The organism is Fictibacillus sp. Mic-4, from assembly GCF_049843615.1.
Taxonomy (GTDB): Bacteria; Bacillota; Bacilli; order Bacillales; family Fictibacillaceae; genus Fictibacillus_A; species Fictibacillus_A gelatini.
In genome coordinates, this window is record NZ_JBBHZM010000065.1 from 1 (window position 1) to 10,466 (window position 10,466).

General features: G+C 39.7%; 10 protein-coding genes, 1 tRNA gene, 1 other RNA gene and 1 other annotated feature. Of the genes, 1 reads left to right on the plus strand and 11 read right to left on the minus strand.

Annotated elements, in window-relative coordinates; translation table 11 throughout:
* Positions 1-271: 271 nt before the first annotated feature.
* The 11 genes from WD019_RS20820 to guaB form a co-directional block, all read right to left on the minus strand.
* Complete coding sequence (locus WD019_RS20820) at positions 272-538, minus strand: pro-sigmaK processing inhibitor BofA family protein (protein WP_026678695.1); 267 nt, start codon at positions 536-538, stop codon at positions 272-274.
* A gap of 99 nt (positions 539-637) precedes the next feature.
* Complete coding sequence (locus WD019_RS20825; protein WP_026678694.1) at positions 638-862, minus strand: YaaL family protein; 225 nt, start codon at positions 860-862, stop codon at positions 638-640.
* Positions 863-925: 63 nt separating this feature from the next.
* Complete coding sequence (gene recR / locus WD019_RS20830) at positions 926-1,522, minus strand: recombination mediator RecR (RefSeq protein ID WP_026678693.1); 597 nt, start codon at positions 1,520-1,522, stop codon at positions 926-928.
* Between the two features lie 10 nt (positions 1,523-1,532).
* A complete protein-coding gene (locus WD019_RS20835; RefSeq protein ID WP_026678692.1) occupies positions 1,533-1,853 on the minus strand; it encodes a YbaB/EbfC family nucleoid-associated protein in 321 nt (106 codons plus the stop codon).
* Between the two features lie 22 nt (positions 1,854-1,875).
* Complete coding sequence (gene dnaX / locus WD019_RS20840) at positions 1,876-3,561, minus strand: DNA polymerase III subunit gamma/tau (protein WP_026678691.1); 1,686 nt, start codon at positions 3,559-3,561, stop codon at positions 1,876-1,878.
* 128 nt (positions 3,562-3,689) lie between these two features.
* Positions 3,690-3,955, minus strand: an RNA gene (ffs, locus tag WD019_RS20845) — signal recognition particle sRNA large type.
* A gap of 74 nt (positions 3,956-4,029) precedes the next feature.
* Positions 4,030-4,542, minus strand: coding sequence for a tRNA adenosine(34) deaminase TadA (tadA, locus tag WD019_RS20850; RefSeq protein ID WP_425712700.1), 513 nt, complete (start codon positions 4,540-4,542; stop codon positions 4,030-4,032).
* Between the two features lie 95 nt (positions 4,543-4,637).
* Positions 4,638-4,730 (minus strand) — tRNA-Ser (locus WD019_RS20855).
* A gap of 138 nt (positions 4,731-4,868) precedes the next feature.
* Entirely contained in the window at positions 4,869-6,146 is a 1,278-nt protein-coding gene (gene serS / locus WD019_RS20860; protein ID WP_425712699.1) for a serine--tRNA ligase, read from the minus strand.
* Between the two features lie 53 nt (positions 6,147-6,199).
* Positions 6,200-6,418, minus strand: a binding site (T-box leader).
* A gap of 54 nt (positions 6,419-6,472) precedes the next feature.
* On the minus strand, positions 6,473-7,795 hold the full coding sequence (locus tag WD019_RS20865) for a D-alanyl-D-alanine carboxypeptidase family protein (RefSeq protein ID WP_051291539.1): 1,323 nt from the start codon (positions 7,793-7,795) through the stop codon (positions 6,473-6,475).
* 95 nt (positions 7,796-7,890) lie between these two features.
* Positions 7,891-9,348 (minus strand): IMP dehydrogenase, encoded by a 1,458-nt coding sequence (guaB, locus tag WD019_RS20870; RefSeq protein WP_026678687.1) that lies wholly within the window; start codon positions 9,346-9,348, stop codon positions 7,891-7,893.
* Positions 9,349-9,488: 140 nt separating this feature from the next.
* Between guaB and WD019_RS20875 the strand changes: the two genes are divergently transcribed.
* Positions 9,489-10,445, plus strand: a complete 957-nt coding sequence (locus WD019_RS20875) for a YaaC family protein (RefSeq protein ID WP_026678686.1) — start codon at positions 9,489-9,491, stop codon at positions 10,443-10,445.
* Positions 10,446-10,466 lie beyond the last annotated feature (21 nt).

The window sequence follows — 10,466 nt, forward strand, 5'->3', positions numbered from 1 at the left end:
AAAGTAATTAACGGGATTTTATTATCCCTGACTTACCTGGCTTTTGTTTAGTTTTCAAAGAACATTTAAAGATGTTTTTTGTCCCGTCGCTCGTTTTGGCGACTTTTATATCTTAACACTTTGTTTCCTTAGTGTCAACATCTTTTTTTGACGTTTTTTCGAAAGCTGCTTGTCTTGCAGCGACAATTAATAATATAACACGTTTAAATATTATCGTCAACAACTTTTTTAATAAAAAATAAAACGGAGAAATCATAGGCGATCTTCCGTTTTACCCCATTATGAAATATTGGATAGCGGCAAGGGAGACAAGCCCTGGTATGCCTAAAAAACCTGATATTGAAACGGTTCCGATGTTTATAGGAATATGGATATCATACGAAGTTCCTATTGCATTTAAGAAAAAAAGAAGCAAAGCTCCAATACATAAACGAATAATTCCCTGCCCGATCCACCGCAATGGCTTTAGCGGAGCGCCAACTAAAAGCAGCAATAAAATTAAGCTCCCAAGAATGGATACCACCATTAATGGTTCCATCGCTCTTCACCCTCCCATAACTCGTCTTTTCAATTTAATGTATGGGAGATGTCCAAAAAAAAGAACAAAATCACATGTAAGGCGATTTTGCTCTAAGGATTATTTTAATGATTTCATCGACACATTTCTTTTTTTTGCCTCTTTCAATAAAAAAAAGTACTTTGCCTCTGTTAACGCTAACTCATAAAGGACTTGTTCAGAAGGTTCAACACTTTTTCCAACAATCGCTTTTTTTCGTGCCAATGCTTCTTTTACTTCATAAAACGTGTGAAGAAGTTGTTCGTCTCCCGTTTTTCTTAATTGCCCCTTTTTAGAGAAAAACATGGTATGGTGTTCCCCTTTATTGTTAAAGTTCAAGTATTAAAAAGGACACTTTTTAAAAGCATCTTAAAGTTCACGTCTTCCTTCAAGTGCTTTCGATAAAGTTACCTCATCTGCATATTCTAAATCACCGCCGACTGGGAGGCCATGGGCAATTCTTGTGATTTTTATTCCTGTAGGTTTTAAAAGACGGGCGATATACATAGCGGTCGCTTCACCTTCAATATTAGGGTCTGTTGCCATAATGATTTCTTGGATAGTATCATCCTGAAGCCGCTTAAGAAGCTCTGCTATTTTTATATCCTCCGGCCCAATTCCATCAACCGGCGAAATCGCTCCGTGAAGAACATGATATAGCCCGCGGTATTCCTTCATTTTTTCCATCGCGATAACATCTTTAGAGTCATGGACAACGCAAATGGTCGTGCGGTCACGGCTTGAATCGTCACAAATCATGCATGGATCACGGTCCGTAATATGAAAACAATTCGAACAATAGATCAGCTTTCTTTTAGCATTAACGAGCGAGCGGCCGAAATCCAATACATCGTCTTCTTTCATTTCTAATACGAAAAATGCCAGTCGAACCGCTGTTTTCGGTCCGATACCTGGCAATTTCATAAAGCCGTCGATCAATTTCGAAATAGGTTCTGGATAGTGCATCTATGGCCTCCTAGAACAGTCCTGGAATGTTTAATCCTTTAGTGAATTTCCCCATATCTTGATTCACAAGCTCATCCACTTTCTTTAATGCATCATTTGTAGCCGCTAAAACAAGGTCTTGAAGCATTTCAATATCATCCGGATCAACCACTTCTTCTTTAATGACGACTTCCAGTATTTCTTTATGGCCATTCGCAATGACGGTCACCATTCCGCCTCCTGCTGTACCTTCTACTTTCTTTTCCTTTAATTCCTCTTGAGCTTTCGCCATTTCTCTCTGCATTTTTTGCATTTGTTTCATCATATTGTTCATATTTCCGCCACGCATCATAATCAGATTCCTCCTAAATGTTTTAGTCTTTTATTTCAATTAAATCATTGCCGAATAGCTTTTGAGCTTCAGCGATTAAAGGATCCACCGCCTCTTCCTTTTCTTCGGCATTCCCAAGCTCGTGTTCTTTAATGAATTCTTGTTTAATTCTTTCCCAATCAGGCTGAAGGACGGTTGCCATTGATAGAGACTTTCCTATTGTACTATAAACAGTTGATTCCACACAGCTGCGAATATTTTCAGATTGGGCCATTTGGCTGTGGATTTGGTGTTGAAAAGAAAGCAAAAAGAATCGATCCGAACAGGCAACAGGTTCTGCACCTGATAATAGAGCATACACACTTACTTTTTCCGCCTTAATTCTTTCCATAATCGTACCCCAGCTATTTTTTAAAATAATGAGGTTTTGCTTTTTGGCCTCGTTCAACATTTCTTTTATTCTTCCTACGGATGCAGCGTTTGTCGATAACTTCGGTTTGACGCTTTTTCTCTCCTGAACGGTTGAAGCGCTTTTTTCTTCAGACGCTGAAGAAATACCACGTTCCTTCAATTGATGAAGCTCATGCTCTAATTGATCAATTCTCTTTCTTAGCTGTTCAGTTTCCACCGAAGAGACAGGTTTTTGTTCCTCGTGGCAAATTTTAACAAAAGAAAGCTCAAGAAATATTTTCGGATGATTCGTCCATTTCATTTCCTGTTGTGCTTGATTCAATAGCTCAATCACTTTATAGATCCAGTTTGAATCCGTATGGTCAGCTAGTTCTTTAAATTCTTGATCCACTTTGACCCGGTCGAGAATTTTTTCAAGGTTCGGAGCTGTTTTATAAAGCAGCATATCACGGTAATAATAAATTAAATCTTCAATAAAGCGAACCGGATCTTTGCCTTCTGCCATGATTTTTTCAACGATTTGAAGGGCTTCCGCTACATTTTTGTCCTCAAATGCTTTAACAACTCTTGCTAAATACGCCTGTGTTACAGTCCCGGTAACAGCTAAGACATCTTCGACCTTGACGATGTCTTCACTGTAAGATATGGCCTGATCCAATAGACTTAAGGCATCACGCATTCCGCCTTCTGCAGCTCTCGCCAACAGCTCCAACGCTTCATCATCGGTTTTAGTACCGCTTGCCTCAAGAATTGTTTTCATCCGTTCAATCATTTTCCCGCTTGAAATTCGTTTAAAATCGAATCGCTGGCAGCGTGAAATAATCGTTAACGGAATTTTATGCGGCTCGGTCGTTGCCAGTATAAAAATAACATGGGCAGGGGGTTCCTCCAATGTTTTTAACAAAGCGTTGAACGCTCCTGTCGAGAGCATGTGGACCTCGTCGATGATATACACTTTATAACGGACGGAAGATGGAGCAAATTTGACTTTGTCACGAATATCACGAATATCGTCGACTCCGGTATTGGATGCGGCATCAATTTCAAGAACATCGGAAATCGTCCCATTTGTGATCCCAATGCAACTATCGCATTCATTGCACGGTTCAGCTACCGGCGCTTTTTCACAGTTAACCGCTTTTGCAATAATTTTTGCCGCACTTGTTTTTCCCGTACCCCTTGGGCCTGAAAATAGATAAGCATGGGAAAGTTTTTGCTGCAAAAGCGCATTTTGGATTGTTTTCGTTATATGCTCTTGGCCGACAACATCTTGAAAGCTTTGTGGACGCCAGACACGGTAAAGCGCTTGATAACTCATTTTCCCATGCCCTCCTTCATCATCATTTCCACATTTTTCGTTTCTGTCTGTAACTCTTATTATACTGAAAAACAGCAAAAAACTCACCCCGGAGGATGAGCTTTTAAATTTAATACTTATGTAAAATGCCGCGCACCTCTCGTTGGAATAGCCAACCTACGCGTTACGCAAGCAGTTAGCTCGATCCAGGCTACCCCGCGGCACACGAAGATGACCACTTACTGCTGCTTCCTTCCGGACCTGACAGGGTTCATGGGTCTCCGTTGCGCAGGACCCGAATGTCAACACTACTTACTTGTGTCAGACCATACATTGGACTACCCGAAGAGAGGAATTCAGCCTCGCTACAGCGGATTGCGAGTACAGGGCACCGCTACCTCCCCACCTAGCGCGACAAAGTGTATAACATTGTAAGGCACATTAGGAATGTGCATTTCTAAGTATACAACCTCTACTGTAAAAAATCAATTATAAATCAGATTCCATATTCTGTATTTTTTTATGTTCTTTCTTTTTCTTTCGTAATTGTTGAAAAAAAGAGGTGAGCAATTCGCCGCATTCTCCTGCTAAAATGCCAGCGGTAACGTCACATTGATGGTTGAAACGTTCTTCTTGTAAAAGGTTCATTAACGTACCGGCACAACCACCTTTAGGATCAGCCGCACCAAAAACAACCCGATGAATGCGTGAAAGCACGATCGCACCTGAACACATCGCGCAAGGCTCTAATGTAACATATAACGTAGCACCTTCAAGCCGCCATGAATCCACTTTTTTACAGGCCCTATCAATTGCAAGAAGCTCCGCGTGGGCGACCGCCCGTTTTTCCGATTCGCGTAAATTAAAAGCAGTCGATATAACTTCATCATCTTTGACGATAATAGCTCCAATCGGAACTTCACCGATCTCTCTGGCCTTGATCGCCTCATTAATCGCAAGTCTCATATACATTTGATCGATTTCTTCCTGAGATTTATCCATCATTCATCCTTCTCTAATCGTAATGCGTAGCGCCTCGCTTATTCTTTAGTAAATATTAAAAAAACCTGCTGTAAAAGCAGGTTGTATGTACATTATGGAGGAGGTAGAGGGATTCGAACCCCCGCGGGCTTTTACACCCCTGTCGGTTTTCAAGACCGATCCCTTCAGCCGGACTTGGGTATACCTCCGTATTTAAAATGTTAAGCAGGATGACTAAATGTTGTATTCCTTGCTGACAAAAAATATAATAGCATATGTTTATTTTAATCGTCAACCCTTTTTTTAAAATAGGAGAAATAAATTTCGATTTATTTCCCCTTATGATTTTAACGAGTAATGACTTCTTTATTCCCCATGTAAGGGCGAAGAACTTCCGGAATGAGAACAGACCCATCTTGTTGTTGATAGTTTTCTAAAATAGCGGCAACCGTACGTCCAATCGCAAGCCCAGAGCCATTTAATGTATGAACGTATTCTGGCTTCCCTTTCGGTTCACGACGGAAGCGGATTTGCGCTCTTCTCGCCTGGAACGCTTCAAAATTAGAGCAAGAAGAAATCTCACGGTACGTCCCATAGCTTGGGAGCCATACTTCAATATCGTATTTCTTAGCCGCCGTAAACCCGAGGTCAGCGGTGCACATGCTCATTACACGGTATGGAAGATTTAAAAGTTGAAGTACTTTTTCCGCATGTCCCGTTAATTCTTCTAATGTTTGATAAGAGTCTTCAGGCTTCACGAAATGCACAAGCTCTACTTTATTAAATTGATGTTGGCGAATAAGCCCTCTCGTATCGCGTCCAGCAGATCCCGCTTCGGAACGGAAACAGGCACTAAACGCTGCATACCGAATGGGCAGTTCATCTGCGCTTAAAATTTCTTCACGGTGCATATTCGTAACCGGAACTTCTGCTGTTGGAATCAAGAAATAATCCTCTTCCCGGATTTTAAACGCATCTTCTTCAAATTTAGGAAGTTGTCCCGTCCCTGTCATGCTTGTGCGGTTGACAAGATAAGGAGGCAGGATTTCCGTATAACCGTGCTCGTCTTCATGTAAATCCATCATGAAGTTAATCAAAGCCCGCTCAAGCCTGGCGCCTAATCCTTTATAGAAAGCAAAACGGCTTCCCGTTACTTTTGCAGCCCTTTCAAAGTCAACGATTTGGAGATCAGTGGCAATATCCCAATGAGCTTTTGGTTCAAATTCAAACTGACGAATCTCCCCCCAATGCCTTACCGGTACGTTATCATCCTCTGTTTCGCCAACTGGAACACTTTCGTGCGGAAGGTTTGGCAAGGTAAGCATTAACTGATGAAAGTCTTCTTCTACAGAACGCAATTCTTCATCAATCGTTTTTATGCGATCACTTACTTCGCGCATTTCCTTAATAAGCTCATCTGCATCTTTTTTCTCACGTTTATATTCTGCCACTAATTTAGAAACTTCATTTCGCTTTGACTTTAACGTTTCTGTTTCACCGATCAATTCACGACGCTTTTGGTCTAATTCTTCAAAACGGTCAAGTCCGGATAAATCTTCCCCGCGTTTCGCTAATTTTTCCTTTACTTCCTGAAAATTTGCTCTAACAAATTTCAAATCAAGCATGGAATCTAACCTCCTATTTCATTTTTAGATCAATAAAAAAATCCATCCCTCATAAAAGGGACGGATTGATCCGCGTTGCCACCCTAGTTGCAAGGATAAAACTATCACTTGCCACCTTAAACGAATAACGGTCGTTTACCGAAAATGCTTACTATTTCATGTTCAGCATTTTACTCCAGGATGGATTCACAAAACTTCTTGATCGGTTTTCACCAGCCACCGACTCTCTTTACGAAGAATATTTTGTTACTATTTCCTGTCAACGATTTTTACTATCAATTTTATATATTAATTTACAATATTTCTCTTATTTATGCAACCATTCTTTAAAAAATTCCTTTAATCCAACCTACAAGGCTAGACCAAATGCTGCTAAAGAAATGGCCGATAGCGCGCATCATGAGAACAAACCAGTTGGCCTTGTCATCAGACGATGTTGTTACGACTTGAACTTTTCCTTTATCTGAACCGTTTGTTAAATAGCCGTAATCTTTTCCTTCCCCGTTGTAATTTACATTTACGTAACCAACAGCTTGTCCTTTTTTAACCGGTGCATCCAATTCTTTTTTATCAAGAACAAGTTCAGGCTTATATTGTTTCTTTTCGCCATTTTTCACAAGCATTGAAAGTGGTTCTTTTGTAGAAATAGCGACCTCTTTTTCTTTCCCTTTATTGACAGCAATCGTTTTATGTCCTTTAAAGGTGTACCCTTTAGGAAGGAGTTCCTCTTTTGTGAAATTTCCGAAGCCGTAATCAAACAATTTTCTCGTTTCATCAAATCGGGCCTTATAACTTTTTGTATTCATTACGACGGAAATTAAACGTATGCCGTTCCGTTTCGCTGTACCAGTAAAACAATAACCAGCTTCTGGTGTATTCCCGGTTTTTAACCCATCAACGCCATCATATTTATAAACAAGTGTCGGAAGCATCCAGTTCCAGTTCGACATTTGAATTTCATCATCAGTGCCTTCACGGAATTTCTTTTTCGGAATGCTCGCAATCTTTAAGCTTTCAGGGTAATCATTAATTAAGTGAAAAGCTAGAATCGCAATCGATCGCGCAGATACTTTATTTTCATCTGTCTTGCTTCCGGTTGAATAATGTCCTTTTAAATCTTTATTATTTAAACCTGTTGAGTTAACAAAACGGGTATTTTTCATCCCGAGCTCTTTCGCCTTTTCATTCATCCGTTTGACAAATTCGGACTCTGAACCGGAAACAAGCTCAGCTAATGCAATAGTCGCTCCATTTGCAGAGTAAATGGCCATCGCTTCGTATAATTCACGAACCGTATATTTATCGTCCGAACGCAATGGAACATTGGACAAACTGCGGTCTTGAGAAACTTGATATGCATAATCACTTACACCGGTTTTTTGGTCCCAGCTGATCTTACCTTTTTTAATCGCTTCCATGACTAGATATTCGGTCATCATTTTTGACATGCTGGCAGGTGGAAGCATTTGATCAGCATTCTTTTCATATAAAATTTTTCCGGTTTCCCCATCAACTAATATAGCTGACCCGGCATTAATATTTAAACCTTCAGCAGCACTTGCTTTTAGTGATTGACTAAAAAAGGTTGCAGCTATAAGCGAAAAAACAAATAAAAAAACGATGGAACTTTTTAACTTCTTGCCTGTCACATCTACACCTCCATACCTATTTACACAACCGTTATTGTAACATAAAAATCGACAGAGGATAGACCTCTGTCGACAATTTTTTTATGAACATTTTATTAAATAGAGTAATTTGGTGCTTCTTTTGTAATTTGGACTTGATGCGGGTGGCTTTCCCTTAATCCAGCTCCCGTAATCTTAACAAATTTAGCGTTATTTTGAAGATCTTCTATTGTTGGTGTGCCACAATAGCCCATTCCAGAACGAAGGCCACCGATTAATTGATAAATGGTATCTGCCAGCGGCCCTTTATAAGGTACGCGTCCTTCGATACCTTCTGGAACCAGTTTTTGATTGTTTTCTTGAAAATAACGGTCGCTGCTTCCTCTTTCCATTGCACCAATCGAGCCCATTCCCCGATACACTTTAAACTGGCGACCTTGATAAATTTCCCGTTCACCAGGGCTTTCACTTACCCCGGCAAGTAAGCTTCCAAGCATAACAGCATGTCCACCCGAAGCAAGTGCTTTTACGATGTCACCGGAATACTTAATTCCACCGTCAGCAATAATTGGAATGCCGTGTTTTCTCGCTTCCGTAGCACAATCATAAATCGCCGTTACTTGTGGGACACCGACTCCTGCAATTACACGGGTTGTACAAATGGATCCTGGTCCGATCCCTACTTTAACAACACTTACACCGGCTTCAATTAAATCACGAGTAGCTTCAGCAGTCGCCACATTACCGGCAATGATCGTTAAATCAGGGTACGCCTGGCGAACTTCTCTTACTTTATTTATTACGCCTTCAGAATGTCCGTGAGCTGTATCAATGACAATTACATCAACTTCTGCCTCTACAAGTTTTTCAACTCGCAGCATCGTATCTTTCGTTACGCCAACCGCAGCTCCAACGAGAAGACGTCCTTTTTTGTCTTTAGCCGAGTTCGGGAATTCAATGACTTTTTCAATATCTTTGATTGTTATTAATCCTTGAAGGGTGCCATCTTCATCAACAAGTGGAAGTTTTTCGATTTTGTGGCGCTGCAGGATGCGTTCTGCTTCTTTTAATGTAGTGCCAACAGCTGCCGTTACAAGATTTTCCTTCGTCATAACATCTTTGATTTTAATGGAATAATCTTCGATAAAACGCATGTCACGATTGGTAATAATCCCGACGAGCTTTTTATTTTCGTCAACAATTGGAACTCCACTAATTCGATATTTCCCCATTAAATGTTCAGCATCGAATACCTGGTGATCAGGTGTTAAATAAAATGGATCTGTAATAACACCGCTCTCAGAGCGCTTAACACGGTCTACCTGCTCAGCCTGCTGTTCAATTGACATGTTCTTATGAATGATTCCTAGTCCGCCTTGACGCGCCATTGCAATGGCCATTTCCGCTTCCGTAACTGTATCCATCCCCGCACTAATGATCGGAATGTTTAATTGGACATTTTCAGATAACTTCGTTTTTACTGAAACATCCTTTGGCAACACTGCTGATCTCGCTGGAATTAACAACACATCATCAAAAGTAAGTCCTTCTTTTACAAACTTATTCTCCCACATGATCCAGTTAGCTCCCTTCATTACTCTTTTTACGAAAAATATTATTTGTAGATTAACAACTGGATAAACTACTGTCAAGGAACGGAGGATAAGTCGAACTTTTCAAAATAAAGCAAAAAAGAAAAGGAGGGAAAGATGTTATGGACTTTTGGCCGATGTACGACAGCTTTTATTCATCAATTCGTGTCCAAAGCTATTTATGTACTTGTTATCGATCAATGAATATCGAGAAAGCAGAAAGTAAAAGCTTTGAAAATTGCTATCCTTTTATTTATTATTTAGAGCACGGAAAAAAATACTACTCCCTTTCTGCCAATGCCCCTTTGGAACTTCAACCTGTTTTATTGTTTTATGGCATGATCCAGCTATTAAAAGCATGCATCTTAACCGTTGATCCGGATTATCCGGAAAACAGCTCGGTTCTTGCCCATGGAGTAACCACAAGAAAACGAAAAAAACGGTTTTATGAATTCTCAAATGACGAAGTAAAAATTCAAAAAAGCGGCTTATTTACGCATTTCTGCGAAAAAATGTTCCATGTGAAACATATTGAAGGTGAAAAAGTAAAAATGGGGGATATCCTTCCTTTAATTCCTGAATTACATGAACTTTATTTTTTTATTCATAAACAAAATTTCATTGTAAAAGCAACTATAGAAGGCTTAGAATTCCAACTTCCGAATCGGATACTTGATGGCTTACATATGCCACTTCCGCGTTTTTTAGACTTTTTAAATTCTTTTTATCGTGAATCAGTATTTGAAAATTCTTATGAAACAAAATCAAGCATCGTTCTTACGTCTAAAAAAAGCTTAAGCCCTCTTGAAAGTTACCCATTTATATATCATTTAAATGGAAGCTTTTATTTGCCAAATCAACGCGAATTTTTCCGACCTTATAATGAAGTGATGATTCATTATTTGATCCTCTATAATTTAAGCATGATTTGCCGTTATGAAACAGAATGGTGGGGAGATTTATTTCATACGTATTCATCGAACGATTTACCGTTGATTAAACAGTTTCTAGAAGTTACGGCCCTGAAAGTCCCGTATTTGCTCGGGTTGTATTTATTAAATAAAGATACACCTTCTTAACGTTTGCGGAAAGACAAAAAG

Excerpts from the sequence above, each read along its gene's own strand:
- dnaX (WP_026678691.1), bottom strand. The coding sequence starts at position 3,561 with ATGAGTTATCAAGCGCTTTACCGTGTCTGGCGTCCACAAAGCTTTCAA.
- serS (WP_425712699.1), bottom strand. The coding sequence starts at position 6,146 with ATGCTTGATTTGAAATTTGTTAGAGCAAATTTTCAGGAAGTAAAGGAA.
- WD019_RS20835 (WP_026678692.1), bottom strand. The coding sequence starts at position 1,853 with ATGATGCGTGGCGGAAATATGAACAATATGATGAAACAAATGCAAAAA.
- tadA (WP_425712700.1), bottom strand. The coding sequence starts at position 4,542 with ATGGATAAATCTCAGGAAGAAATCGATCAAATGTATATGAGACTTGCG.
- recR (WP_026678693.1), bottom strand. The coding sequence starts at position 1,522 with ATGCACTATCCAGAACCTATTTCGAAATTGATCGACGGCTTTATGAAA.
- WD019_RS20825 (WP_026678694.1), bottom strand. The coding sequence starts at position 862 with ATGTTTTTCTCTAAAAAGGGGCAATTAAGAAAAACGGGAGACGAACAA.
- guaB (WP_026678687.1), bottom strand. The coding sequence starts at position 9,348 with ATGTGGGAGAATAAGTTTGTAAAAGAAGGACTTACTTTTGATGATGTG.
- WD019_RS20875 (WP_026678686.1), top strand. The coding sequence starts at position 9,489 with ATGGACTTTTGGCCGATGTACGACAGCTTTTATTCATCAATTCGTGTC.
- WD019_RS20820 (WP_026678695.1), bottom strand. The coding sequence starts at position 538 with ATGGAACCATTAATGGTGGTATCCATTCTTGGGAGCTTAATTTTATTG.